This window comes from Parafrankia elaeagni, assembly GCF_000374165.1.
GTDB classification, from domain to species: Bacteria; Actinomycetota; Actinomycetes; order Frankiales; family Frankiaceae; genus Parafrankia; species Parafrankia elaeagni.
On sequence record NZ_KB893714.1, the window covers coordinates 11,785 to 36,741 of the forward strand.

Genomic DNA, 24,957 nt, shown 5'->3' on the forward strand with positions numbered 1-24,957 from the left:
CGACCGGGCGGCGTGTCGCCGCCGTACGGGACGGGGGGATGATCATGCGGGTTGCGGCTGTCGGGGACCTTCACGTCGTTCCCGGGTCCGCGCACCGCCTCCGGCCCGTCTACCAGCGCGCGGCCCTGGTCGCGGATCTTCTTCTGCTCGCCGGGGACCTGACCAACCGGGGCGATCCCGAATCCGCGGCGGAGCTGTGCGCTGTCGTCGGGAACCTGGACCTGCCGGTGGTGGCCGTACTTGGCAACCACGACCATGACACCGGCGTGGGCGACCAGGTCGCGGCGATGCTCGGCGCTGTCGGCGCCATCGTTCTCGACGGCACCGCGACAACTGTCGAGACGCCCGGTGGCCAGGTGGGGGTCGCCGGGGTGAAGGGCTTCCCGCAGGGCCATGCGGCCAGCGGTCCTCCCGGCGCGGACGAGGCCTACCAGCTCCGTGACGCACTGGCGAGGCTTGACACCGACCTGCGCATCGCGCTGACGCACTACGCGCCGGTCGCGGACACGCTCACCGGCGAGGACCCCGCGATCCACCGGTATCTCGGCAGTTCCCTGCTCGGCGCCGCCATCGACGGTGCGCTGGCCGGCGCCGCCCCCGCGGACTCCCCGGCCGGCGCTGACCACCCGGGCAGCCAGGGGTCCACCTCCTCGTGGTGGGCCTATGCGGGCACCGGGGCTGCCACCGCACGCGCCGAAGGCGGCCGGCGGGCGGGCAACGCGGCGACTCTGCCCCGCCTCGGCGTCTGGCCGGAGCCGCACCCGGCCGCAGGGCGCCGCCGGGCCACGGCCGCGGCCCGGCCCACCCGGGAGCCGGCGACCGCGCTTGCCGTCCACGGGCATGCCCACCACGGCCAGGAGATGGGCCGCACCCCGGGCGGGACGCCGGTCCGCAACGTCGCCCGGCCGGTGATCGTCGCACCGTTCGCCGTCTACCGTCTTCCGGGGGCCGCCCGGATCGGATGACGGCACGGCGCGGACCCGTCCGAACCGGTGCAGACCCCTCTGGTCGCGGCCGGTGGCTGTGGGGCCCGCCGGCATCACCGGGCGGTCCGAGATGTGCGAACCGAGGGTGCTGACGCCATACCCGTCATAGTCTTCTCCGGGTGTACCGGACACCCGAGCGGGAAAGGTGGCGGGCCGTCGCATGCCGATGATGTGTGCGGTGTCCTTCTCCCGGCGGGGTCGTCTGTACTACGCCGACCCCGGCCCGCACAGCCCGCGGGTGGGCGACCGGGTGCTGGTCCCGACCGACGAGGGCGCCGAGGTCGCAACCTGCGTATGGGCCCCGCAGTGGGTCAGCGAGGACGTCGGCGGCCTGCCTGTCCTGGCCGGGCTCGCCGGCGAGGAGGATCTGCGGCGCAACGACGCCTCCCGGCGGCGCCGGGCGCAGGCCAGGGTCGCCGCCCGCAGACTCGTCCGGGAACATGGCCTGCCGATGAAGGTCATCGGCGTGGATGTCGTCCTCGCGACAAACGCGATCACCATCTATTTCACCGCGGAGAACCGGGTCGATTTCCGTTCGCTGGTCCGCGATCTCAACCGAACCCTCTCCGCCCGGGTGCAGCTGCGCCAGCTCTCGGCCCGGGACAGCGCCAAGCTCCAGGGGGGCATCGGTTCCTGTGGGCGGGACCTCTGCTGCTCCACCTTCCTCACCGACTTCGAGCCGGTGAGCGTACGCATGGCCAAGGATCAGAACCTCTCGCTGAACCCGATGCGGATCAGCGGCGCCTGCGGACGGCTGATGTGCTGCCTCCGCTACGAGCATCCGCTCTACGAGCAGTTCACCGCCGGGGTTCCCGCCCTCGGCGAACGCGCCTCGACTCCGGTCGGTGACGGCCGTGTGGTCGGCCACGACGTCCCCCGCCAGCAGGTGACGGTCGAGCTCGACGGCGGAGGCCGGCACAGCTGCTCACACGCGGACGTCTGCGGATCCCGTCAGGCGTACGAGGCGACCCACGGCTCCCAGCAGCCGGCCTCGGAGCAGCCAGCCTCCGAATCGACCATTTCCGAATCGCCAGTTTCCGGACCGCCGGGCTGCGCCGTGGGCCCGGGAGCGGAAGCCGCCGCGTGGGCGGAGGGGGCACCGAGGCCGACCGCCGGGGCTGCTGAGGGGCCCGGGCACCCGGGTGTCCCGCCGGACGTCTCCGGCTCGGAGCCCTCAGCGCCCTCGGAGCCCTCAGCGCCCTCGGAGCGGCGCAGGCGGTCCCGCCGACGCGGGGAGCAGTAGACAGACACACAGCGCATGCCAGGGCACGCGGGCGGCAGCTTGCCGAGGTCCGTTCCGCTGCCCGCAAACCGAGTACGCCTACACGATCCGGGGGGCACCGTGGGACGGTTGACGTGGTTGGTAAGACACGGGGAGAGCATGGCGAACGCGGGTCTGCCGACCGCGGATCCGCATGACATCGCGCTGACCGAGCTGGGTCTGCGGCAGGCCGACGTCGTGGCCGACGCGGTTCCGCGCGCCCCGTCGCTGGTTGTGACCTCGAGTTTCCTGCGGGCTCGGCGCACCGCCCGGCCGACTTCCCGCAGGTTCCCCACCGTGCCCGAGGAGATCTGGGAGGTGCAGGAGTTCACCTATCTGGGCAGCCTGCACGGCCAGAACCTCAGTGACCGGGAGCGCGCGCCGTTCGCCGAGACGTACTGGCACGCGGCGAACCCGTATGCGGTCGACCGGCCGGATCTCGGCTGCGAGTCGTTCGCCGGGCTGATGGACCGCGCCGATCGGCTGCTGGCCCGGCTGAGCCTGATCCCCGATGGCCTCGTCGTGGTCTTCAGCCACGGAATGTTCATCCGCGCGGTGGACTGGTGCCTGCGCAGCCGCGCGGGCAGTGTCGACCGCCTCGACATGGGCGGCTACCGGGAGCACCAGCGGGGCAACCCCGTCCCGAACGGGTCGATCATCGAGTTGGACCTCGACGACAAGGAGCTCCGCGAGCCGATCGAACTCACGGATCGAAGCGGTAGCCCATTCCCCGCAGTGTGGTGACGAGCCGGCGTTGTGGCGGTCTGCCCTCGACCTTGGTCCGCACGCGCCGCACATGTTCGGTCACGGTGGCTGGATCCTGGAACCGGGTCCCCCAGACCTGTTCCAGCAGCTCCTCCCGGCTGAACACCCGGCGAGGGTGCCGGGCCAGGAAGGCCAGCAGCTCGTACTCGCGTGCGGTCAGGTCCACCCGCTCGCCGGCGACGGCCACCTCACGGGCCCGCAGGTCGATCGAGACGTCGCCGTAGACGAGCGGCTCGTTGCCGTCGCCCGTGCGCTGCGGCGGGGCCTCCACGGGCCGGCGGCGCAGCCGGGCGCGGACCCGGGCGACCAGCTCACGCAGCGAGTACGGCTTGACCACGTAGTCGTCGGCGCCCAGCTCGAGGCCGACAACCCGGTCAACCTCCTCGGCACGGCCGGTGAGCATGATCACCGGAACCTCGCTGGTCTGCCGCAGCCGACTCAGGACGGCGAAGCCGTCCATCCTCGGCATTGCCACGTCCAGCACAACGAGATCCACCTCGGTGGTCTGGAACAGCCGCAGCGCCGCCTCGCCGTCCGCAGCCTCCAGCACGCGGTACCCGAATCGCTCAAGGCTGCGCGCCAGTGCGATCCGCGATGCCTCGTCGTCTTCGGCAATCAGCAGCGACGCTCCGCGCGTCGTTCCTGGCGCACCTTCCCCGGCCCCGGTCATGGAGCGAAACCCTACGCAACCTCACCGGAGCCACTGCGACCGGGGGTGCCTTTTCGGCACCTTCAGACCGACCCGTCCGGAGAACCGCTCGCGATTTCGTCACGGAAAGCCCTGCCCGACATGCGATCAGTGCACGTCCCGATCTCGGCCCTTCTGCGGGGCAACCGACGGTCCACCTCGCGTGGCTTACTGCTCAGAACGTCAGATCAGTGACGTCCCGACGTCGGCACGCGACCGGCGGCCCACCGGGTGCGTCACGGGATGCGAACGGCTGTGGGTGGATGCGCAACCCCGGCCGCGGGTGCCGATCGCCACCGGGCTCCCGTCTGGCATACTCGTGCGGGCAGGGCGGTGACGGTGTCTGTGAACCCGCACTCGCCCAGCAGTCGCCGGAGTAGCTCAGTGGCAGAGCAATCGCCTCGTAAGCGATAGGTCGCGGGTTCAATCCCCGCCTCCGGCTCACATTCAGTTCTGATCGGGGAGAGCCCCGAGCGCGAGCCTCCCGCCGGCAGCTCGGTGCGCACAGCCGGAACCGTCCCGCGAACCCGTGCAGCGACCGGCCCACAGCGTTCCGGCCTGCTACGTGCTGGCCCGCACAACGTGCCGACGCGTACTGCGGGCCGCCCCGGAGCCTCGTCCCACACGGAAAAGGGCGGCCGGCGGGTTGTTTCCCCACCAGCCGCCCGCGACGGCACGCCCAGATCTCAGCGTGCGGGCGTCACACTCCGGTCACGCCGTGCGGGCGTGCTCGGCATCGTCAGCACCATGCTCGGCCTCGGAGTCCTTGAGTCGGGTGATCGAGTCGAGAATCTCCTTCTCGGCGTCGCGGCGGTCGACCCAGGAGGCGCCCTCCACCGACTTGCCGGGCTCCAGGTCCTTGTAGACCTCGAAGAAGTGCTGGATCTCCAGCCGGTCGAACTCCGGAAGGTGACGGATGTCACGCAGGTGCTCCTGGCGGACGTCCGCGACCGGGACGCACAGGACCTTGTCGTCCGGGCCCTTCTCGTCCGTCATGCGGAACATTCCGATGGTCCGGCACCGCACCAGGCAGCCCGGGAACGTCGGCTCCTCCAGCAGGACGAGCGCGTCGAGCGGGTCACCGTCCCGACCGAGGGTGCCCTCGATGAACCCGTAGTCGGACGGGTAGTGGGTGGACGTGAACAGCATCCGGTCGAGCCGGATACGCCCGGTGTGGTGATCCATCTCGTACTTGTTGCGCTGCCCCTTGGGGATCTCGATGGTCACATCGAACTCAAGGTCCACGCCGTTCCCTGTCTCCTTCGGTCCGTCCGGCGCCGACGGCCGGATCTGTTCTGCCGTACGCACGCTGGTCCCACCTCGCGCCGGGCAAACGCCGCGCATACCTCGCGGGCCGGCTGCCTGGCACCCGGCCGTGACCGGAGTGCGTGCGGGTCCACTGTGCCCTGCGCGCGACGGCGGGACGTGGCGGGGGCCCGGTCGGGCCCCCGACTCGCCGGTCACCGCGGCCGGATGTCGCGCCCGTCCGGTACCCCGTCCGGTACATCGTGCCCGTTGCACCTCTGCGCGAGCCCGGAAGTGTGGTCTTCTTCGTACCCCACACCAGCTGTCCGGCGGAGATCCGCCGGCCGTTTCTCCCCCCGAACGCACCCGCCCCGCCGATGTGAGGGAGATGTTCCCCCACGTCCGGAGCCCACGCGACCCGGCCGCCGGCCGACCGGCCGCGGCCGGAAACGACGACGCCGTTCCCGGGAGATCGAGCCCGTCCCGGCATGCCGAACAAGATCCCCACCGTGTCAATACGGGCGTGCGCGGCACAGGGCTGTCCGGGAGCTGCGGGGCTGCGTAATCTTCCGCGGGTGACATCAGTGCCGCTGGCCGCGCGGACCGGTGGCCTCACGGCCCTCGCCGGCGCGCTGCTGGCCGGATCGCTGTCGACCGCGCCCGCGCCGACCCCCGGCAGCTCGGCCCCTCCCCTCGCGGGGCCCCGCGCCGAGGCGTCGGCCCTGCCCGGCCTGGACCCGGACGCCCCGAAGGCCGACCCCGCCGCGGTGGCCGCGCGGCTGGCCGGCGCGCTCGCCGACCCGATCCTCGGCGATCCCGCGGCGCTGGTGGTCGACGCGCTGACCGGTCAGGTACTGGTCACCCATCGGGCCACCACGCCGACCGCCCCGGCCTCCACGATCAAGATCGCGACGGCCACCGCCGCGCTCACCGCGCTCGATCCGGACACCACCCTCACCACCCGAGCGGTCTACCTCCCCCCGGCCGGCGGCGCTGCCACCACACCGGGCGGCACCCTGTGGCTGGTCGGCGGCGGCGATCCCACCCTGACCGCCAGCACGGGCCCGGCCGGCTACCCGCCCGCGGCCCGCCTGAGCGACCTCGCCCGCCAGGTGCACGACGCCGGCATCACGGCGGTCGGCACGGTGATCGGTGACGGCACCGCGTACTCCGGCCCGACGACCGCTGCCGGCTGGCGGGACGGCTACGTCTCGGACGGAAACGTCACCCCGGTCTCCGCCCTCGAGGTGGACGCCGGGCGGTCCGCGCCGGGCGCGGGCGGGCCGCGCACACCCACACCTGACGCCGCCGCCGCCGGGGCGTTCGCCGCGGCGCTCGGCGCCGCCGGGGTTCCCGTCGGCGCGGTGACCATCGGCCGCGCCGATCCCGCCGCGCACGAGGTCGGCTCGGTAGACAGCCCGACGATCGCCGTCCTGGTCGAGCGCATGCTCACCGACTCGGACAACGACCTGGCGGAAAGCCTGGGCCGGCAGGTCGCCGTGGCCCGGGGGCTGCCGGCGACCTTCGACGGGGCGGCCCAGGGCGTGCTGGGCGCGTTGCGCGACGCGGGCATCCCGACCGAGGGCGCGGTCCTGCGGGACACCAGCGGCCTGTCGATCGACAACCGGATCGCCCCGGCGACCCTGGTCGCCGCCCTGCGAACCGCGGTCATGCCTGGGCATCCCGCGCTGCGGACCGTCCTGTCCGGGCTGCCGGTCGCAGGGTTCACCGGAACCCTCGGGGATCGTTACGGGGCGGCCGACACCTCGTCGGCCGCCGGTGTCGTGCGGGCGAAGACCGGCAGCCTGCGCATTGTGACGAGTCTGGCCGGTGTGGTCACCGACGCCGACGGGCGGCTGTTGCTGTTCGGCCTGTTCGCCCCGGTCGAGGAGCAGGGCCTCACCAAGATGGCGCTGGACCGGGTGGCCACAGCACTCGCCTCCTGCGGGTGCCCGGCGGCGGCGTCCCCGCCGACCCGCCCGGCCCTGCCGGGGTCCTCCGTGCCGCCGCTGCCGCAGGGCTGAACTGCTCGTCCGCCGGAACGCGGGGAGATCAGAGTATTGCCTTCAGGCATCTGTGAGCTTTTCCAGAAATCATTTGAAAAAAGTGCTGGTCGACCTCGGCTGCACGGACAGGATCGTCCGATCGGGCGGGCCAGGTGGGCACAGGCCCGGTACGCTCGTATTCGTGGACGCTGAGCTGGTCGACTGGGGACTCGCTGTAACAACGGCGAAAAAGCTCGTCCGACCCGGCCCGCAGCGCAGTCGCGCGGAGGCGGACGAGATCGTGTCGGAGCTGCGGCGACTCGCAGTGGTGGCCGAGGGCCATGTTCAGGAGTACACCCGGCTGGTTCCCGCCGGTCCGGCCACGCCGATCGCGGTGGTCGACCGTCCCGAGTGGGTGCGCTCCAACGTCGCCGGGCTGCGGGTGGCCACCGCCCCGCTGATGGGCAAGCTGTCCGAGCAGAGCCGGGGCCGTCTCTCGGCCAGTCTGGGTCGGCGGGTCACCGGCATCCAGATCGGGTCGGCGCTCGCCTACCTGGCCGGGAAGGTGCTCGGCCAGTTCGAGATCTTCCTCCCACCCGAGGAGTACGAGGAGGGCGGCAGCGGGGCCGGGTCGCCGCTGCTCGCCAGGCCCGCCGCGGGTGCGGCGCCGGGGTCGGCCCTCGACGCGGCGGCCCTGGCGGCGTCGGTCGTGCTTCCGGTCGGCCGGCTGAGCCTGGTGGCCCCCAACATCGCCCACGCGGAGGAGACGCTCAACGTCGTCCCCCACGACTTCCGACTCTGGGTGTGCCTGCACGAGCAGACCCACCGCAGCCAGTTCACCGCCGTTCCCTGGCTGCGGGAGCACCTGGAGTCCGAGATCACGGCGTTCATCGCCGCCACCGACCTCGATCCGGACGTGCTGGCCGACCGGGTGCGGGCCGCTGTCACCGCACTGCGCAGCGCGGTCCGCGATCACGGCCCGGAGACGACGAGTGTGGTCGAGGCCCTGCAGACACCGGCGCAGCGCGAGGTCCTGGATCGCCTGCAGGCGCTGATGACCCTGTTGGAGGGCCACGCCGACCAGGTCATGGACGCGGTCGGCCCGCAGGTCGTCCCGACGGTGGCCGACATCCGCGCCAAGTTCGACAACCGGCGCTCCGGCGGCTCACCCATCGACCGGTTCCTGCGCCGCCTGCTCGGGCTGGACCTGAAGATGCAGCAGTACCGGCAGGGCGGCGCCTTCGTCCGGGCCGTCGTGGCCGAGGTCGGGGTCGGGGGGTTCAACCACGTGTGGCAGTCGCCGCAGACACTGCCCACCCGTCCGGAGCTGGCCGACCCGGGGGCCTGGATGCTTCGGGTGCTCGGCACCCGGCCGTCGATGTCCGCGTGACGGCCCGGTCCGTGTGAACGGCGGGCAGCGCGGGCAGCGCGGGCGACCGCTGTGACGGCGGCCCGGCCCGCCCCCGGCCCGGCCTCGGCGTCCGTTGCGGGCATGCCGGCGCCGTCGCTGTCGGCGGTGCGGCTGGCCGTCCGCGACGCGGTGGCCGACATTCCGCCCGGCGGGCTCGTTCTCGTCGCCTGCTCGGGCGGCTCCGACTCGTTGGCTCTCGCCGCCGCCCTGGCGTTCGTCGCGCCCCGCCGCGCACTGCGCGCCGGCCTGCTGACGGTGGACCACGCCTGGGACGACACGTCGTCCGCCCGCGCGGCCGGGGTCGCAGCGCAGGGCGAGAGCCTGGGGTTGTCCCCGGTCGAGATCCTGGCGGCACCCACGCCCCGTTCCGAGGGCGCCGCGCGGGACGCCCGCCGGGCTGCCCTGCTCGCGGCAGCCAGGCGGCTGCAGGCGCACGCCGTGCTGCTCGGTCACACCCTCGACGACCAGGCCGAGACCGTGCTGCTGCGGCTCGCACGCGGCTCCGGGGCACGCTCACTGAGCGGCATGCCCGCCGCCGACGGCCTGGTCCGCCGGCCGCTGCTCGGCCTGCGGCGGGCACATACCCGCGAGGCCTGTCAGTTCCTCGACCTCCCCTTCTGGGAGGACCCGACCAACGCCGACCCGGCGTTCGCCCGGGCTCGTACCCGCGCGACGGTGCTACCCGTCCTGGAGGCTGAGCTCGGGCCCGGTATCGCCGAGGCGCTGGCCCGCACCGCGGACCTGCTGCGGGCGGACGCTGACGCGCTGGAGGCGCTGGCCGACGACGCCTATCTCGGCCTCACCGCCACTGCCCCGCCGCAGGCCCCGGCAGAGCCCGACCCGGCGCAGGCGGCGCTCCGTCCGGCGCGGGTGGAGCTCGACGTCCAGGCGCTGGCCCCCCTTTCCCGGGCGGTGCGAGGCCGGGTGCTGCGCAGGGCCGCGCTGAGCGCGGGCTCGTCAGCCTCCGCGCTGCGTGCCTCGCACATCTGGGCGGTCGAGGAACTTGTGACCCGTTGGCGCGGGCAGAAGCCGGTCCCGCTCCCGTCAGGCGTGCTGGCACGCCGGACTGGTGGCAGGATCGCCATCGCCGGTCCAGACGCGCCGATTCCCGCCGAACCCGCGGAACCGGGCGTCGCCGGGCCGGTCCACCCAGCACCCGACCAGGAGGACAGGCTGGTGAGCCAGGCGGCGACGGCGAAGGCCGACAACGACGGCACCTCGATCCCCGCTGCGGAGGTGTCCCCGGCTCGGGTCCATCCCGACATCGGCGACGTCCTCGTCAGCGAGCAGGAGATCGCGACGAAGATCGCGGAACTGGCGGCGCGCGTGGACGCGGACTACGCCGGTCGCGAAATCCTCCTGGTCGGTGTCCTCAAGGGCGCGGTGATGGTGATGGCGGACCTGTCCCGCGCGCTGACCGTGCCGATCACGATGGAGTTCATGGCCGTCTCGTCCTACGGGTCGACGACGTCGTCCTCCGGTGTGGTCCGCATCCTCAAGGACCTCGACCGTTCCATCGAGGGGCGGGACGTGCTGGTCGTCGAGGACATCATCGACTCCGGGCTGACCCTGTCCTGGCTGCTGCGGAACCTGCGGTCGCGGGGGCCGGCGTCGCTCGAGGTGCTGGCACTGTTCCGCAAGCCCGAGGCGATCACCGTCGACGTCGACCTGCGGTACGTGGGCTTCGACATCCCGAGCGCCTTCGTCGTCGGGTACGGCCTCGACTACGCGGAGCACTACCGGACCCTGCCCTTCGTCGGGACGCTGACACCCGAGGCGATCGCCCGGCGCGCCTGACCCGGCCTGGGGGTCAGCTCCGCGGCACCCGGGGCCACCGGCGTGGGGCCGGCGCCGGTGCGCGGCCAGGAGCGGCCGTCGAGCGGCCATGGAACAGTGCGGCCCCGCGGTCCGTTGCTCGGATGTACGGGCGGTGAGATGCGCGTACCGGCGGTACCCTCGGCACAAGGGAATCCCGATCGAGGGCAGCACACACGGCAGGAGGGTGGAGCGCTTGTGTCCGGCGCTCCAAACAGATGACTCCAAGACGAATCTTCCGCGGCTGGGTGCCCCTGCTACTCCTGGCCCTCTTCGTGATCATCCTCACGACCGGGGTGCTCTCCGGGCCCAGTGAGTACGAGAAGACGGACCTCAGCTTCGTCCAGCAGAAGATTGACCAGAGCTCCAGCGCCGAGGCCGACTCCCGGGTCACCGAGGCGACGATCCAGGACTCGAAGCAGATCATCCGGATCGAGCTGGGGAACGGCCAGAAGTACGAGTCGTCCTTCGCGACCGAGCAGGCGCTCACCCTCGCCAACGAGCTCAAGCAGCAGAACATCAAGTACGAGGTCACCGTCGACCGCGGGAACGTCCTCGTCTCACTGCTGCTGAACCTGCTGCCCGTGGTCCTCATCGTGATCCTGCTGCTGTTCTTCATGAACCAGATGCAGGGCGGCGGCAACCGCGTCATGAACTTCGGCAAGTCCAAGGCGAAACTGGTCAGCAAGGACACACCCAAGACCACATTCGCGGATGTCGCGGGCTCCGACGAGGCGATCGAGGAGCTCCAGGAGATCAAGGAGTTCCTGGAGAACCCGGGCAAGTTCCAGGCCATCGGCGCCAAGATCCCCAAGGGCGTGCTGCTCTACGGGCCGCCCGGCACCGGCAAGACGCTGCTCGCCCGGGCGGTCGCCGGTGAGGCCGGCGTTCCCTTCTACTCGATCTCCGGCTCCGACTTCGTCGAGATGTTCGTCGGTGTCGGCGCGAGCCGGGTCCGCGACCTGTTCGAGCAGGCCAAGGCGAACGCTCCCGCCATCATCTTCGTCGACGAGATCGACGCCGTCGGCCGGCACCGCGGGGCGGGTCTGGGCGGCGGCCACGACGAGCGCGAGCAGACCCTCAACCAGCTCCTCGTCGAGATGGACGGCTTCGACGTGAAGGGCGGCGTGATCCTGATCGCCGCCACCAACCGGCCCGACATCCTCGACCCGGCGCTGCTGCGCCCCGGCCGGTTCGACCGCCAGATCGTCGTCGACCGCCCCGACCTTCTCGGGCGCGAGGCGATCCTGAAGGTCCACGCCAAGGGCAAGCCCATCGGGCCGGACGTCGACATGCTCATCATCGCGCGGCGCACCCCCGGCTTCACCGGTGCCGACCTCGCGAACGTGCTGAACGAGGCGGCCCTGCTGGCCGCCCGGTCGGACGTCCGGTTCATCTCCTCCGCGCTGCTGGAGGAGTCGATCGACCGCGTGATGGCCGGGCCGGAGCGCAAGACCCGGGCGATGAGCGACAAGGAGAAGAAGCGGATCGCCTACCACGAGGGCGGTCACGCGCTCGTGGCGCACGCCCTCCCCAACGCCGACCCGGTACACAAGATCACCATCCTGCCGCGGGGCCGCGCCCTCGGGTACACGATGCAGCTCCCGCTGGAGGACAAGTACCTGTCGACCAGGTCGGAGATGCTTGACCGGCTCGCCGTCCTGCTTGGCGGCCGCACCGCGGAGGAGCTCGTCTTCCACGAGCCCACCACCGGCGCCAGCGACGACATCGAGAAGGCGACCCAGATCGCCCGCGCGATGATCACCCAGTACGGCATGAGCGACAAGCTGGGCGCGATCAAGTTCGGCAGCGAGTCCGGTGAGGTCTTCCTCGGCCGCGACATGGGCCACCAGCGGGACTACTCCGAAGAGGTCGCCAGCGAGATCGACGACGAGGTGCGCCGCCTCATCGAGTCCGCGCACGACGAGGCGTGGGAGATCCTGGTCACCTACCGCGACGTCCTCGACAACCTGGTCCTGCGGTTGATGGACATCGAGACGCTGAGCAAGGACGACCTCCTCGAGGTCTTCGCGACCGTCCAGAAGCGGCCCAGCCGCGGCTCCTACACGGGTGTCGGGCGACGCATCCCCTCCGACCGGCCGCCGGTCCAGACCCCGGCCGAGCTGGGCCTCGTCCCGTCGGGCGTCACGGAGATGGTCAAGGGCGCACCGTCCGGCCACACCACGACGAACGGCGGCGCGCCGAACGGGAACGGGAACGGCGGCCATGCCGTCCGCCCCGCGGGGGCACCCGACCCGGCCGTTCCGCAGCACCCGGCGCCGCCCAGCGGCGATCCGGTGCCCGGTGGGCCGGGGCAGGACCCGGCCGGCCCCGTGGGGCAGGGCGGTGCCCCAGGGCCCGAATCACCCCGGATCGCCAATCCGTGGGCGCCTCCCACCTGGGACAACGATGACGACAGGAGACGCCGTTGAGCTCCGATTCCGACGAGGCGCGGACTGTCACGCGCCACGACGGCGCCCCGGCGGCGGGATCCGTCGGAACCGAGCCCGGTGAAGCCTTCGCAGGGTCAGGCGCGGAGAACGGCTCTCCTGCCGGAAAGACGGGGGCAACGGGCAGGGCGGGCACCCTGGCGGAGGGCGCAGGCGGGCGACGGCCGAAGCGGCCCGATCTGGTCCGCCCGTTCGACCACGACCGGGTCGCCCGCGCTGTGCGCGAGCTGCTGATCGGCATCGGCGAGGACCCGGACCGCGAAGGCCTGCGCAAGACGCCGGACCGGGTGGCCCGCGCCTACCAGGAGGCCGTCGAGGGGCTCGGCCGCGACCCGGCCGAGGTCCTCACCACGGTGTTCGACGAGGGCCACGACGAGATGGTCCTCGTCCGCGACATCGACTTCTCGTCGCTGTGCGAGCACCACCTCGTGGTCTTCGCCGGCAAGGCGCACGTGGCCTACATCCCGAACGAGAAGGGGCAGATCACCGGTCTGTCCAAGCTCGCCCGGCTGGTCGACCTGTACGCCCGCCGCCCGCAGGTGCAGGAGCGCCTCACCTCGCAGGTCGCGGACGCGCTCGTCGACGTCCTGGACCCGCGCGGGGTGATGGTCGTCGTCGAGGCCGAGCACCTGTGCATGTCCATGCGGGGCGTGCGCAAGCCCGGCGCGACCACGGTGACGTCAGCGGTGCGCGGCCAGTTCCTCAGCCCGGCGACCCGCAGCGAAGGCATGTCACTGATCATGCGGGGCCGCTGACCACAGGCCCCCGCCGGGCCGCATGGCCCGCTGTTCACTCCTCCAGCGACTGGATCTCCAGTGTCGCCTGGCGGAGCTGGGAGGACAGGCTGCGGGCAATCGCCCGGACGAGTGCGTTGTACACGTCCGGGCAGGTGCGCCGCAGCTCCTCGAAGGCGGTCGCGGTCAGAACCTCGCAGGTCGCGGCCTGCGCCACCACCGTCCGGGTGGAACGCCGACCGCCGTCGACCAGTGCCAGCTCACCGAAGGCGCTCCCGGCCGGGATGGAGCTCAGCCGGAACCACCGGGAGCCGTCGGAGTTCGGGGCCAGCGCGTCGACCAGCCCCCGGGTGACGAAGAACAGGGCGTCAGCCGGCTCGCCCTCGTCGAACACGGTCACACCACCGTCGTAGGCACGCCGCTCGCACGCCGCCGCGACCGTGGAGATCTCCTCTGGCCCCAGGTCCGCGAGCAGTTCCTGCGCGCCGAGGTCGACATGCGCGGTCGGCGGCGGTGTGACGAGTGCCGCGCCGGCCAGCAGCCCCTCCTCCGCCTGCTCCAGGGCGGTCTCCAGGTCGGGCAGCCGCGAGGTGTTCGCCATGCCGCGCATCAGCCGCTCGACGCCCGGGAGCCCGCGCGGGTCCGCGAAGAGGACGCTGATGCCCCGGGTCGCCAGATCGTCCACCAGGACGCGGATCAGCTCGACGGCCGGCTCGCGGACAGCGGCGACCCGGCGTAGGTCCAGCAGCACCCAGCGCGCCCCGGCCTGGTTCTCCCGTACTGTGCGAACGACCCGCTCGGCGCTGGCGAAACCGAGATCACCCTGCAGCTCGTGGATGACGATCGCCGCGCCGCGCCGGGCCAGGACGGCACGCTCGCGGGCGCCACGCAGGCGCTTGGAGCTGAGTGCGTCGCCGCGGTGCGTACCCCGCACCGGATGCGGCGGCTCCCCCTGCGGGGCGAGCAGGTGCAGGGCGAAGCGCGAAGCCAGCATCTCGCAGGCCCGGACACCCCGGTAGCTGTTGCCCGCCTCGTCCAGCGGCGGGCTGAAGACACCGATCCCGAGCTGCCCCGGCAGCACCGCGCAGACGCCGCCCGCCACCCCGCTCTTGGCCGGCAGGCCGACCCGGAACAGCCAGGTGCCCGCCCGGTCGTACATGCCGCAGGTGGCCATCACGGTCAGCACGTGGTTGACGTGGTCCTCGTCGAGGACACGCTCGCCGGTCCGCGGGTTGATCCCGCCGCGGGCCAGCGTCCCGGCCATCACCGCGAGGTCGGCCGCGGTCACCTCGACCGCGCACTGCCGGAAGTAGACATCGCAGATCTCGTCGACCGGACCGTGCAGTGCACCTGCCCCGCGCATCAGAAAGCCGATGGCGCGGTTGCGGTCGCCGGTGTCCCGTTCCGAGGTGAAGACGCGTTCGTTGACGGTGAGCTGCCGACCCGCGAACGCCGAGAGGCCGGCCAGAATGCGGTCGAAGCGCTCCCCCGGGTCGGCCCCCCGCACCAGGCTGGATGTCAGAATCGCGCCCGCGTTCACCATCGGGTTCAGGGGCCGGCCGCTCGCCGGCTCCAGGGTGATCGCGTTGAACGCGTCGCCGGTGGGCTCCACACCGACCCTGGCCAGCACGTTCTCCGTCCCGCGGTCGCGCAGCGCGAGGGCGTAGACGAACGGCTTGGAGACGGACTGGATCGTGAACGGGACATGGCTGTCCCCCGCCTGGTAGTGCAGCCCGTCCATCGTGGTGACGGCGAGACCGAACAGGGACGGGTCGGCCGTCGCGAGCTCGGGGATGTAGCGGGCGACGGCACCGGAGCTGTCCGCGGAGAAGGCCCTGTGGATGTCCGCGAGGACCTTCTCCATCGGGCCGCCACCGGACGGCACTACAGGCGGCAGGCCTGGATGCCGGAGACCAGGATGCCCCGGGCGCCCAGATCCCACAGGTCGTCCATGGTGCGGTTGACATCGGCCTTCAGCACCATCGCGCGGACGGCGACCCAGCCCTCGCGCTGCAGCGGCGAGATCGTCGGCGACTCGTAGCCGGGCGTGACGTCGCAGGCCTTCTCCAGGACGGAGGAGGGCACGTCGTAGTCCATCATCACGTAGCGCCGGGCGACGAGAACACCCTGGACGCGGCGCAGCAGCCGCTCATGCCCGGCCGACAGCTCGGCTCCCCGCTTCGCGATCATGATCGCCTCGGAGCGCAGGACCGACTCTCCGACGAGCTCGAGCCCGGCCGCGCGCAGCGTCCGCCCCGTCTCCACGACGTCGGCCACCGCGTCCGCGACGCCAAGCCGCACGGCGGTCTCCACCGCGCCGTCCAGCGTGACGATCTGCGCCGAGAGGCCCCGACCGGCGAGGTCGGTGCGGACCAGGCCGGGGAAGGACGTGGCGATGCGCAGGCCGTCGAGCTCCTTGACGTCGCTGCGCGACCCCGCCGGTGCGGCGTAGTGGAACGTGGACTGGCCGAACCCCAGCTGGACCAGCTCCTGCGCCGAGGTGTTGCTGTCGACCAGAAGGTCACGGCCGGTGATCCCCAGGTCCAGACGACCGGTGCCGACGTACACGGCGATGTCACGCGGGCGGAGGAAGAAGAACTCGATGTCGTTCTCAAGATCCGCCACCACCAGCTCGGCGGACTCCCGCCGCGCCAGGTAACCGGCGTCGCACAGCAGCTGGCTGGACGGAGCCGCGAGCCCGCCCTTGTTCGGAACCGCGATACGCAGCATCATCACCACTCGCCAACGGTGCACATGGCACACGCGGCACCCGTGGCCGCGGAAAAACCGGACGTTCTCACAGGTGGGAGTATACGTCGTCCAGGGAAAGGCCCAGCGAAATCATCATCAGCTGGCTCCAGTACAGAAGCTGCGAGAGTTCCTCGGCGGCCCGGTCACGGCCCTCGTGCTCGGCCGCCATCCAGGCCTCGGCGGCCTCCTCGACGAGCTTCTTGCCCAGATGATGCACGCCCTGGTCCAACGCGGCGACCGTACCCGAGCCGGGCGACCTGTCCTGCCATTTACGAGACAGCTCTACAAAGAGTTCGTCAAATGTTTTTCTTTCCCGGCCCTCGCCTCCCTCGGCGAGCGACGAGGCGGTAACGGACGCGACCCGATCGAACCGCTCCGGCCGCCCTTCGCCGCCGGTCACCGGCGGACGAGACGCATCGGACGCGTCGGAGAAGGCCATGCCCGCATGCTACCCGCAGCGGCCCGACCAGCAGCCCACGCTGATCACCGTCGCACATGGGGCGACCGGAGGACGACACCCCCTGGGCCTCCTGGGCGATGGTGTCCCATCCCCGCCGATGGTTCACTCATTACTTGTGTCCCGGACTGCGCTCGTCGCCACCGACCTGGACGGAACCCTGATCCGCAGTGACGGCACCGTCTCGGACCGGACGAGGGACGCGTTGCGCCGTGTTGAAGACGCCGGCGCCACCGTCGTGTTCGTCACGGGCCGCCCCACCCGCGTCATGGCCGACATCGTCCGCCAGACGGCGGCGACCGGCCTGGCCATCTGCGCCAACGGGGCACTCGTCTACGACCTCGACACCTGCGTGTCGGTGCGGGAGACGATCCTGGAGTCCGCCGCCGCGGTGAAACTCGCGAGCGCGATCCGGGAAATGATCCCAGGGGTCGCCTTTGCGGTGGAAAGCGGCCTGCGGTTCGGGCGCGAACCCGCTTTCAGCACCATGTGGCCCGATCCGGAGGAGATGGTCGCCAGCTTCCGTGAGCTCCTCGAATGCCTGCCCACGGCGAAGCTCCTGGTCCGCCGCGGCGGCGCGTCGATGGTCGACGTCTACGGCACGATCGTCGAACTCGCCGGGACGGACGCGGCGGTGACGATGTCGAGCGCCGACCTGATCGAGATCGCCGGGCCGGGAGTGTCGAAGGCGGTGGCTCTGGCCAGGCTCGCCCAGGACCTCGGAATCCGGCCGGCGCAGGTCGTCGCGTTCGGGGACATGCCGAACGACCTGCCCTTGTTCGCCTGGGCCGGGCATGCGGTGGCGGTCTCGAACGCCCACCCGGACGTCCTCGCCGCCGCCCACGAGGTCACCGCGTCGAACGACGAGGACGGCGTCGCGCTCGTCCTGGAGCGTCTCTTCCCCTGACGCGCTCCTCCCTGACGGGCTCATCGAGGCCGGGCGAGGTCCGCGTACAGGGTCTTGTACTCGGCGAGGATCGGTTCCAGGTCGGCCTCGGAGTTCGCCACGAAGTAGTCGTGTACGCGACGATAGAAGTCCACCGTGCGTCGCTCACGCACCATCGTGGCCTCGACCGACTCGAGCAGGACCATTCGGTCGTCCAGCAGGGTGAAACCATGGGCCGGTGGGAATCGCAGCTCGACCGTCCGCGGAACCACCCGCACCATGACATTGTCGAGCTCTGCGACCTTCTCGATACGGTCGATCTGCGCCAGCATGTAAGCCGGCGGCGCAAAACGATTACTAAGCACGGATTCCATGATGACGAAGTCGAATGTCCGCCGGGGTTCGTACAGCCGTTCCTGTCGCTGCGCCCGCAGTGACACCGTGGCCGCGGTCCGGGTGTCCCACTCCTCTTCGCTGGCGTCCTCCGCGTACTCGATCGCGAGATAGGCACTCAAAAGGCGACGGGTGTATTCACTGATCTGCAACAGACCGGGCACGGCGACGGGCTCGTAGCTGCGCAGCTCCCGCACCCGTCCCTCTTCGGTGAAGTAGTCGAGCTGCTCGACACCGCCGCCCTGGCGGCGACCTGTCGTCCTCCTGCCGGCAGAGGCCCGCAGCTGCTCCGCGTCGGTAACCAGGCCGCGGTACGCGCTTTCGGACATGCCCAACGCCCTGGCGATGCGTTCGACGTCCGTCGGGGTCGGCGTGAGCTGGCCGCGCTCCAGCTTGGAGATCTTCGCCTGGCTCATGTGTACCTTGGCGCCGAGGGCTTCACCTGTCAGCCCGCGTTCCCGCCGCAGGGAGCCCAGGGTCCGGCCGATACTGACCGCCGACGGGGCGCCCTCACGGGCGGCCTCGTCGTTGCGGTGTGACGCGCCGGGGGCATTGTCCATCGCTGACACCTCGGTACGGTCCGTGCGGCGGGTCAGCCAGCAGCCGGGGGACCCTCGACGGCCGCGCTATCCGTTGGCTGGAAGTCGGCCCCCGACAGAAAGCTCCCGCATGGCGTCAACAAGCAGCTGGCGGGGAATACGCACCAGAGTCTCACCTTCCGGCACCTCGCCGGCTCCGCGTTGATCCGGGACGACATAACCCTGCACAACCAGGTCGGTACTCTCCGTTGTGTACACGGTCGGGCATCCCGACCCGCGGCAGGCCGTGCCGACCAACGGGGTGAGCTCCATTGCTCCGTGACTCCTGACTGTCAGCTCTACGAACCGCCGGCCGCCACGGATGTTAGCCCGAATCGAGGGCATTATGCGGGCGGCCAGCCGAATTACTCGGGACCAGGGCCCGGAGACGACCGAATATAGTCGCGCCGTCGGGCGCCCGACAGCAGGGCACGCTGCGACACGACACCGAAGAAACACGTTCCGTGATCGCGAAGGGATTATTGGTAACGAAAGACAGGGGTCGGGTCGGGACGGCGAGGCGACCCGGGTCGCCGACGGGGTCGCGCCACGACTGCCGCACGACCTCCGCTCGCCGCATCAGCCACGAGATCCACCATCACTCTCGGCCCCGGCAACAGACCGGGTCGGTATGATGTACGACACATTGGACGACCAGGGTCGGTCTGCGGCGAAAGGCCTGGCCGGTCACAGCGCGCGGAGTCGGCGCACCGCCTCCTCGAACACATCCAGCGGGATCACCACGAGGGCCTCCCCCGGCGAGAGACGGGCAGCAGCCGGCGGCCGGTCCACGCGATCACCCTGAACCAGGATGAAACCCGAGTCGCTCAGAAAGACGGCCGGGCATCCACTGGTGTTGCAGCTGGCGGTCAGAGGGGTCAGGCGCATCGTGGTGACCTCTTTTCCGTTTTCCCGACCACCGGCCGGTCGCAGACAGGCGCCACCGGGCTCCAGCGAACAGCATCGCCGTTCTCGCGTGGGGGAGTCAGGGCGAGTAGACCATAAAGTCACACACACCGCCCCCGAATACCAATAATGCAAAAGATTCACCAATTACGGTGAATTAGATGCGTCAAACAAAAGGTGTCACACACAAAGAGCGACCATGCAACATCTGAGCGTAGTCGAATATCGACTTTAGACGTGATCCGGCAAAGATCAAGGATTATTCGCCCAAAAGACCTTGTGATTCAGGTCGGCAGGAGTGACGATTCGCAGACCCCTGGCGGAACTACCAGGGCGTTCCACAGATCCTCCCGCACCCTAGGAGGTGCATCGGATGACGGACACGGGGGCGCGGCAGTCCGCGAGACGACGCTGCACGGAGCCGCAGGGGGCGTCCCACGCGCTCATCTCTCCACCCAGGCCGAGTCGCACCGGCCCGGGTCGCACGAGGCCCGGTCACGTGAAGCCCGGTCACGCGAAGTCTCGCCCGGACGGCGTAACGGCCGACCCGCTGGCACTGGCCCACCAGGTCACATCCCTCGACAAATCGTGCGGGGGAGAACAGGAATGAACGTGCTCGCCTTCAACGGGCCGCACCCCGTCCTCTCGGTCGGAGCAGCGGCTCTCCTCGGTGTGGCGCTCACCGTCTTCACCGCCCGGCTCCGGAAGTTCCGCGCCGCCTTCCTCTTCATTGTGCTCACCCTGCTTCTCGCCGGCGCGGCCGGCGTCGGAGAACTCGCCGCCCGCGAACCCGACGGGGCAGCGACGGGTGGTGGCGCCGCCACGCCGGGCGTCCCGCCGGAGCATCTCGCCGAGCGGGCTCCGGGCGATGGTCTCGACGGTGGCTCTCTCGTGCTGACGGTGCTGGGCCTGGTACTCGTTCTGCTCGGCACCGCGGTCTGGGCACTGTGGGCCCGCCGGTACGAACGGCGCAGCGCCGGGCCGGCCGCGGGCGGCAGCGGCGGCACCACCACCCGGGCCCGACCGGACCTGACCGCCTCGCGCTGGACCCACACACCACTGCCCGCGCCGCGCCGCCAGGTCGATGACCAGCCCACGATCATCACGGTTCTCGACGACGTGGCGACCTGTGCCGGGCCAGCCGACGACGACGGCTGGCCGGACGTGTTCGACCCGCAGGAAGGCCGGGAGGGCGAGGCCCTCGTCGTCCTCCCCCACGGCTCCCGGCGGTCCTGGGACGAGCCGATTCTCGAGAACCTGAACGCGCGCATCGGCCGGGTCACGCGCCTCTACCTGAGCGCCGTCAGACATCGGCCCGGACGTCCCGCCAAGGTCGACGTGCTGGCGCCGGACACCCGTCACTTCGTTTGTGCGCTGACAAACATGCTGGATCTCTTCGGCGGGCGGGAACCGGCCACGCGTATGGAGACCCTGGTGGCAGCCGTCCGCGAGGCGGAAGCCCGGTGGGCGGTCGTGGGGATCCAGGCCGACCGGCCGGCGTCCGGTCAGCCGGCATCGCGCGCCGCGGCCGACGGCACCGGCACCGGCACCGGCACCGCGGAGCAGGACCGGGAGCGCCCCCGCGCGCCAGTGGCGAAACACCGCGTGCTGATCCCGCCGCGGCCACCGGTTCCTCCGTCTCCCGACCTGGGCGACGACGGCCGGCATCCCCGCCCGGCCCGCCGCCAGCCCGGAGAGCACCCGCCCGACCGGCCTCGCCTGCGGAGCTGATCCGGCGACGCGCCGCCGGGCGCGGACGCACGCCGCGGCGCGGTTGATCGGCGGGCAGGCGAGGATAGGGGCATGGCGACTTCCGTTCCCGGTCATCCGGCCGCACCGCCCCTGCCGCCGCACGACATCGACGAGGAGTTCCGCGCGCTTCCCACCGCGACGCTCACGGACGCCGCACTGCAGACCGCGCGCGACCTCGGTGCCACGCACGCCGACATTCGCGTCGAGCGGCTGAAGGAATCCGGGCTGTCCTTCCGCGATGCCGGGCTGGAAAGCCGCTCCGACGGCGTCACCGCCGGCTTCGCCGTCCGGGTCGTGCACGGGGGGACCTGGGGATTCGCCGCCGGGGTCGACCTGACGGCGGACGAGGCCGTCCGGGTGGCCCGCGAGGCGGTGGCCATGGCGAAGGTGGCCGCGCCGCTCAACTCCGAGGCGGTGGAGCTGGCCGGCGAGCCCGTCCACACCGGCGCCACCTGGGTCTCCGCCTATGCCGCGGACCCGTTCATGATCGACCCGCGTGAGCAGGTCGATCGGGTCGGCGGCCTGTGCCGGACGCTGTACGCCGCCCAGGACGTCGACCATGTGGACGGCCGGTTCGAGGCCGTCATGGAGAACAAGTTCTACGCCGATCTCGCCGGCACGGACACCAGCCAGCAGCGGGTCCGGGTGCTCTGCCAGATCGAGGCGACGCGGGTCGACCCGGCGGGCGGCTTCGAGACGATGCGCACCATCGCCCCGCCGGTCGGCCGCGGCTGGGAGTGGATGGTGGGCGGGCCCGCCGCGGGCTGCTGGGACTGGGAGTCCGAGATCGACCTGATCCCGTCGTTGCTGGCCGAGAAGGCGAAGGCGTCCTCGGTCGAGCCTGGCCGCTACGACCTGGTCATCGACCCGTCGAACCTGTGGCTGACGATCCACGAGTCCGTCGGGCACGCCACCGAGCTCGACCGCGCGCTCGGCTACGAGGCCGCGTACGCCGGGACGTCCTTCGCCACCCTCGACCAGCTCGGCTCGCTGCGCTACGGCTCTCCGGCCATGACGGTGACCGGCGACCGGACCGCCCCCCACGGCCTCGCCACCATCGGCTACGACGACGAGGGGGTGCGGACCGGCCAGTGGGACATCGTCCGGAACGGGGTCCTTGTCGGCTACCAGCTCGACCGGCGGATGGCTGCCCAGAACGCGGCCGCGCTCGGGGTGGACCGGTCGAACGGCTGCGCGTTCGCGGACTCCCCGGGCCATGTGCCGATCCAGCGGATGGCGAACGTGTCGCTGCTGCCCGCGCCCGGCGGCCCGTCCACCGAGGAGCTGATCAGCCGGGTGGACCACGGGATCTACGTCGTCGGTGACCGGAGCTGGTCGATCGACATGCAGCGGTACAACTTCCAGTTCACCGGGCAGCGCTTCTACGAGATCCGCAGGGGACAGCTCGTCGGCCAGCTCCGCGACCTGGCCTACCAGGCGACCACCACCGACTTCTGGGGCTCGCTGGAGGCTGTCGGCGGCCCGCAGACCTACGTGCTGGGCGGGGCGTTCAACTGCGGCAAGGGCCAGCCCGGGCAGGTCGCCGCGGTCAGCCACGGCTGCCCCTCGGCCCTGTTCCGCGATGTCAACATCCTGAACACCCGCCGTGAGGGCGGGCGATGAGCGGAGGTTTCCCGGTGACGAGGACGGCTCGCGGGATCCGGGCTTCGCACGAGATCGTCGAGCGGGCGCTGGAGCTCTCCCGCGCGGACGGGGCGGTCGTCATCGCCAGCGAGACGAGCACCGTCAACCTGCGGTGGGCCAACAACACCCTCACCACGAACGGCGCCGCACGCGACCGCTCGGTGACGGTGATCAGCATTGTCGGGCGTTCCTTCGGCGTACGCACCACCTCCACCGTGGACGGGCCGGGCACCGTCCGGGTGGCTGGTGACACCGGTGGGACCGGTGGGACCGCGGCCGGTGACGCCGGTGACCTGGCCGGGCTGGAGGCGCTGGTCCGGGCCTCGGAGGCCGCCGCCCGCGAATCGGACGACGCCGAGGACTACAGCGACCTGCTCCCCCCGGCTGCCGCGGCCCTGGCCGCCGGATCCTTCACCGACCCCGCCGAGCGGACCAGCAGCGCGGTGTTCACGGCCTTCGCGCGTGACCTGGCCGAGATCTTCGGGTCGGCGCGGGCGGAGAACCGCCGTCTGTTCGGCTTCGCCGAGCACGACCTGACCACCACCTGGCTCGGCACCTCGACCGGGCTGCGCCTGCGACACAGCCAGCCCACCGGCTCGGTGGAGTGGAACGCCAAGAGCAGCGCGCCCGGTGGCTCCGTGTGGCACGGCCAGTCCACCCACGACTTCACCGATGTGGACGTCGCCGCGACCGACGCGCGGCTGCGGGCCCGGCTCGCCTGGTGCGACCGGTCCCTGGACCTTCCGGCCGGCCGGTACGAGACACTGCTGCCACCGTCCGCCGTCGCGGATCTCATGGTCAACCTGTACTGGTCGGCCGCCGGCCGGGACGCGGCCGAGGGGCGCACCGTGTTCAGCCGGGCCGGCGGCGGGACACGGGTGGGCGAGTCGATCGGCCCGGCCGGCCTGCGGCTGTGGAGTGACCCGGGCGCCGTGGACCTGGCCACCACGCCGTTCGTCACCGCCGCCGGCGCCTCCGCCACGTCGAGCGTCTTCGACAACGGCCTGCCGCTGGGGCCGACCGACTGGATCCTCGATGGACGTCTCAACGCGCTGGTGCAGACCCGCGCGTCGGCCCGCACCGCCGGCCCGACCGCCACCGGCAGCGGCAGCGCCAGCGGCAGCGCCAGCGGCAGCGGCAGCACGGGCGGAGCGGGCGGGAGCGCGGCAGTGACCCCGTTCGTCAACAACCTGCTGCTCGACGGCGGCGGTACCGCCAGCCTCGAGGAGATGATCGCCTCGACCGAGCGCGGTCTGCTCCTGACCTGCCTCTGGTACATCCGCGAGGTGGATCCGGAGGTGCTCCTGCTCACCGGCCTCACCCGGGACGGCGTCTTCCTGGTCGAGCACGGCGAGGTCGTCGGCGCGGTGAACAACTTCCGGTTCAACGAGTCCCCGGTCGACCTGCTCGGGCGCGCGGCGCAGATCAGTGCCACCGAACGGACGCTGCCCCGCGAGTGGGCCGACTGGTTCACCCTGGCCCGCATGCCCGTGCTGCGGATCCCCGACTTCAACATGAGCTCGGTGAGCCCGGCTAGCTGAACCGGGCGAGCTGAAACGGGCGAGCTGAACCGGGTGTCGCGGGCCGGTTGCCGCCGGCCCGCGACACCCGCTCCGGGGCTGGGACGCCTGGCCGGAGGCCCGCCCGGCTGCCGACCTACAGGTAGGTGCCGCCGAAGGGCTCTCCGCCGTTCGGCGGCTGCTGCCCGCTCGGGAGCGCACGGCGGCGCATCTCCTCGAGCTGTGCGCGTGCCGCCATCTGCTGCGCGAACAGTGCGGTCTGCAGCCCGTGGAAGAGCCCCTCGAGCCAGCCGACCAGCTGCGCCTGCGCGATCCGCAGTTCCCCGTCGGACGGGGTGGCGTTCTCGTCGAACGGCAGCGAGAGCCGGGCGAGCTCCTCGCGCAGCTCCGGCGCGAGCCCGTCCGAGAGCTCGATGATCGAACTCTGGTGGATCTGGCGGAGCCGGTTGCGGCTGGCGTCGTCGAGCGGTGCTGCCCGCACCTCGTCCAGCAGCTGCTTGATCATGGTGCCGATGCGCATCACCTTGTCAGGCTGGGACACCATGTCGGCGAAGGGGTTCTTGGCCTCTCCCGTGCTCTCGCCGTCCACGCCGGCTTCCGTGGCGGGTGCGATCGGTGCACCGACCGCGCCGCGAACCTCCTGCAGCGCGCCGTCCGGGCCGACAACGACGATGCGGGGTTTCGGTTGGTCTGTCATGCCGTCCATCCTGCCCTTCTGATCGCACGAGTC

At 71.5% G+C, this 24,957-nt stretch carries 20 protein-coding genes and 1 tRNA gene; 13 read left to right on the forward strand and 8 right to left on the reverse strand.

The window, feature by feature from the left end; translation table 11 throughout:
• Positions 1-44: 44 nt before the first annotated feature.
• From B207_RS0108965 to B207_RS0108975, 3 genes are all read left to right on the forward strand, one after another.
• A complete protein-coding gene (locus tag B207_RS0108965; protein WP_026310849.1) occupies positions 45-965 on the forward strand; it encodes a metallophosphoesterase family protein in 921 nt (306 codons plus the stop codon).
• A 181-nt stretch (positions 966-1,146) separates the two neighbouring features.
• Complete coding sequence (locus B207_RS33155) at positions 1,147-2,229, forward strand: PSP1 domain-containing protein (protein ID WP_018636193.1); 1,083 nt, start codon at positions 1,147-1,149, stop codon at positions 2,227-2,229.
• Between the two features lie 99 nt (positions 2,230-2,328).
• On the forward strand, positions 2,329-2,991 hold the full coding sequence (locus B207_RS0108975) for a histidine phosphatase family protein (protein ID WP_026310850.1): 663 nt from the start codon (positions 2,329-2,331) through the stop codon (positions 2,989-2,991).
• On the opposite strand, the gene B207_RS0108980 is transcribed toward B207_RS0108975, so the two are convergent.
• Positions 2,951-3,682 carry a response regulator transcription factor gene (locus tag B207_RS0108980; protein ID WP_018636195.1) on the reverse strand — a complete coding sequence of 244 codons (732 nt, stop codon included), beginning with the start codon at positions 3,680-3,682 and terminating at the stop codon, positions 2,951-2,953. The two genes, B207_RS0108975 and B207_RS0108980, sit on opposite strands and share 41 nt — an antisense overlap.
• A gap of 388 nt (positions 3,683-4,070) precedes the next feature.
• Between B207_RS0108980 and B207_RS0108985 the strand changes: the two genes are divergently transcribed.
• Positions 4,071-4,142: transfer RNA gene (locus B207_RS0108985), tRNA-Thr, on the forward strand.
• 269 nt (positions 4,143-4,411) lie between these two features.
• Here B207_RS0108985 and B207_RS0108990 read toward each other — a convergent pair.
• The gene (locus B207_RS0108990; protein ID WP_026310851.1) at positions 4,412-4,945 is read right to left on the reverse strand and encodes an inorganic diphosphatase; all 534 of its coding nucleotides are present in this window, start codon (positions 4,943-4,945) and stop codon (positions 4,412-4,414) included.
• 584 nt (positions 4,946-5,529) lie between these two features.
• On the opposite strand from B207_RS0108990, the gene dacB reads away from it, so the two are divergent.
• The 5 genes from dacB (at position 5,530) to folE (ending at position 13,361) form a co-directional block, all read left to right on the forward strand.
• The gene (gene dacB, locus B207_RS0108995; RefSeq protein ID WP_018636197.1) at positions 5,530-6,969 is read left to right on the forward strand and encodes a D-alanyl-D-alanine carboxypeptidase/D-alanyl-D-alanine endopeptidase; all 1,440 of its coding nucleotides are present in this window, start codon (positions 5,530-5,532) and stop codon (positions 6,967-6,969) included.
• 163 nt (positions 6,970-7,132) lie between these two features.
• Positions 7,133-8,320: a zinc-dependent metalloprotease gene (locus B207_RS0109000; protein WP_018636198.1), complete on the forward strand. Its 1,188-nt coding sequence runs from the start codon at positions 7,133-7,135 to the stop codon at positions 8,318-8,320.
• A gap of 102 nt (positions 8,321-8,422) precedes the next feature.
• Complete coding sequence (hpt, locus tag B207_RS0109005; RefSeq protein WP_026310853.1) at positions 8,423-10,138, forward strand: hypoxanthine phosphoribosyltransferase; 1,716 nt, start codon at positions 8,423-8,425, stop codon at positions 10,136-10,138.
• Positions 10,139-10,374: 236 nt separating this feature from the next.
• Positions 10,375-12,588 carry an ATP-dependent zinc metalloprotease FtsH gene (gene ftsH, locus B207_RS0109010; RefSeq protein WP_026310854.1) on the forward strand — a complete coding sequence of 738 codons (2,214 nt, stop codon included), beginning with the start codon at positions 10,375-10,377 and terminating at the stop codon, positions 12,586-12,588.
• The gene (gene folE, locus B207_RS0109015) at positions 12,585-13,361 is read left to right on the forward strand and encodes a GTP cyclohydrolase I FolE (protein ID WP_018636201.1); all 777 of its coding nucleotides are present in this window, start codon (positions 12,585-12,587) and stop codon (positions 13,359-13,361) included. The genes ftsH and folE overlap by 4 nt, the downstream gene beginning before the upstream one ends.
• Positions 13,362-13,395: 34 nt before the next feature.
• Here the strand turns inward: folE and glsA are convergent, their stop codons facing one another.
• From glsA to B207_RS42300, 3 genes are all read right to left on the reverse strand, one after another.
• Positions 13,396-15,204, reverse strand: a complete 1,809-nt coding sequence (glsA, locus tag B207_RS0109020) for a glutaminase A (protein WP_035740360.1) — start codon at positions 15,202-15,204, stop codon at positions 13,396-13,398.
• 20 nt (positions 15,205-15,224) lie between these two features.
• Complete coding sequence (gene hisG / locus B207_RS0109025) at positions 15,225-16,070, reverse strand: ATP phosphoribosyltransferase (RefSeq protein ID WP_026310855.1); 846 nt, start codon at positions 16,068-16,070, stop codon at positions 15,225-15,227.
• A 67-nt stretch (positions 16,071-16,137) separates the two neighbouring features.
• A complete protein-coding gene (locus tag B207_RS42300) occupies positions 16,138-16,530 on the reverse strand; it encodes a phosphoribosyl-ATP diphosphatase (protein WP_018636204.1) in 393 nt (130 codons plus the stop codon).
• Between the two features lie 118 nt (positions 16,531-16,648).
• Between B207_RS42300 and B207_RS0109035 the strand changes: the two genes are divergently transcribed.
• Positions 16,649-17,455, forward strand: a complete 807-nt coding sequence (locus B207_RS0109035; RefSeq protein WP_035740368.1) for a Cof-type HAD-IIB family hydrolase — start codon at positions 16,649-16,651, stop codon at positions 17,453-17,455.
• Between the two features lie 20 nt (positions 17,456-17,475).
• Here the strand turns inward: B207_RS0109035 and B207_RS0109040 are convergent, their stop codons facing one another.
• Both B207_RS0109040 and B207_RS0109045 read right to left on the reverse strand, forming a co-directional pair.
• Positions 17,476-18,387: a helix-turn-helix domain-containing protein gene (locus B207_RS0109040; RefSeq protein WP_018636206.1), complete on the reverse strand. Its 912-nt coding sequence runs from the start codon at positions 18,385-18,387 to the stop codon at positions 17,476-17,478.
• Positions 18,388-19,092: 705 nt separating this feature from the next.
• Complete coding sequence (locus tag B207_RS0109045; protein WP_018636207.1) at positions 19,093-19,293, reverse strand: hypothetical protein; 201 nt, start codon at positions 19,291-19,293, stop codon at positions 19,093-19,095.
• Positions 19,294-19,917: 624 nt separating this feature from the next.
• On the opposite strand from B207_RS0109045, the gene B207_RS36770 reads away from it, so the two are divergent.
• The 3 genes from B207_RS36770 to B207_RS0109060 all read left to right on the forward strand — a co-directional run bounded on the left by B207_RS36770 (position 19,918) and on the right by B207_RS0109060 (position 24,248).
• Positions 19,918-21,042 (forward strand): hypothetical protein, encoded by a 1,125-nt coding sequence (locus tag B207_RS36770; RefSeq protein ID WP_018636208.1) that lies wholly within the window; start codon positions 19,918-19,920, stop codon positions 21,040-21,042.
• 72 nt (positions 21,043-21,114) lie between these two features.
• On the forward strand, positions 21,115-22,686 hold the full coding sequence (locus tag B207_RS0109055; protein WP_018636209.1) for a TldD/PmbA family protein: 1,572 nt from the start codon (positions 21,115-21,117) through the stop codon (positions 22,684-22,686).
• Positions 22,683-24,248 (forward strand): metallopeptidase TldD-related protein, encoded by a 1,566-nt coding sequence (locus tag B207_RS0109060; protein ID WP_035740361.1) that lies wholly within the window; start codon positions 22,683-22,685, stop codon positions 24,246-24,248. The genes B207_RS0109055 and B207_RS0109060 overlap by 4 nt, the downstream gene beginning before the upstream one ends.
• A 115-nt stretch (positions 24,249-24,363) precedes the next feature.
• On the opposite strand, the gene B207_RS0109065 is transcribed toward B207_RS0109060, so the two are convergent.
• Positions 24,364-24,924 (reverse strand): bacterial proteasome activator family protein, encoded by a 561-nt coding sequence (locus B207_RS0109065; RefSeq protein ID WP_026310857.1) that lies wholly within the window; start codon positions 24,922-24,924, stop codon positions 24,364-24,366.
• Positions 24,925-24,957: the final 33 nt, after the last annotated feature.

Bases quoted from the DNA above. Each gene is read 5' to 3' on its own strand.
- B207_RS0108965 (WP_026310849.1), top strand. From the start codon at position 45: ATGCGGGTTGCGGCTGTCGGGGACCTTCACGTCGTTCCCGGGTCCGCG.
- B207_RS33155 (WP_018636193.1), top strand. From the start codon at position 1,147: ATGCCGATGATGTGTGCGGTGTCCTTCTCCCGGCGGGGTCGTCTGTAC.
- B207_RS0108980 (WP_018636195.1), bottom strand. From the start codon at position 3,682: ATGACCGGGGCCGGGGAAGGTGCGCCAGGAACGACGCGCGGAGCGTCG.
- hpt (WP_026310853.1), top strand. From the start codon at position 8,423: ATGCCGGCGCCGTCGCTGTCGGCGGTGCGGCTGGCCGTCCGCGACGCG.
- ftsH (WP_026310854.1), top strand. From the start codon at position 10,375: ATGACTCCAAGACGAATCTTCCGCGGCTGGGTGCCCCTGCTACTCCTG.
- glsA (WP_035740360.1), bottom strand. From the start codon at position 15,204: ATGGAGAAGGTCCTCGCGGACATCCACAGGGCCTTCTCCGCGGACAGC.
- hisG (WP_026310855.1), bottom strand. From the start codon at position 16,070: ATGCTGCGTATCGCGGTTCCGAACAAGGGCGGGCTCGCGGCTCCGTCC.
- B207_RS42300 (WP_018636204.1), bottom strand. From the start codon at position 16,530: ATGGCCTTCTCCGACGCGTCCGATGCGTCTCGTCCGCCGGTGACCGGC.
- B207_RS0109035 (WP_035740368.1), top strand. From the start codon at position 16,649: ATGGTTCACTCATTACTTGTGTCCCGGACTGCGCTCGTCGCCACCGAC.
- B207_RS0109040 (WP_018636206.1), bottom strand. From the start codon at position 18,387: ATGGACAATGCCCCCGGCGCGTCACACCGCAACGACGAGGCCGCCCGT.
- B207_RS0109045 (WP_018636207.1), bottom strand. From the start codon at position 19,293: ATGCGCCTGACCCCTCTGACCGCCAGCTGCAACACCAGTGGATGCCCG.
- B207_RS36770 (WP_018636208.1), top strand. From the start codon at position 19,918: ATGAACGTGCTCGCCTTCAACGGGCCGCACCCCGTCCTCTCGGTCGGA.
- B207_RS0109055 (WP_018636209.1), top strand. From the start codon at position 21,115: ATGGCGACTTCCGTTCCCGGTCATCCGGCCGCACCGCCCCTGCCGCCG.
- B207_RS0109060 (WP_035740361.1), top strand. From the start codon at position 22,683: ATGAGCGGAGGTTTCCCGGTGACGAGGACGGCTCGCGGGATCCGGGCT.
- B207_RS0109065 (WP_026310857.1), bottom strand. From the start codon at position 24,924: ATGACAGACCAACCGAAACCCCGCATCGTCGTTGTCGGCCCGGACGGC.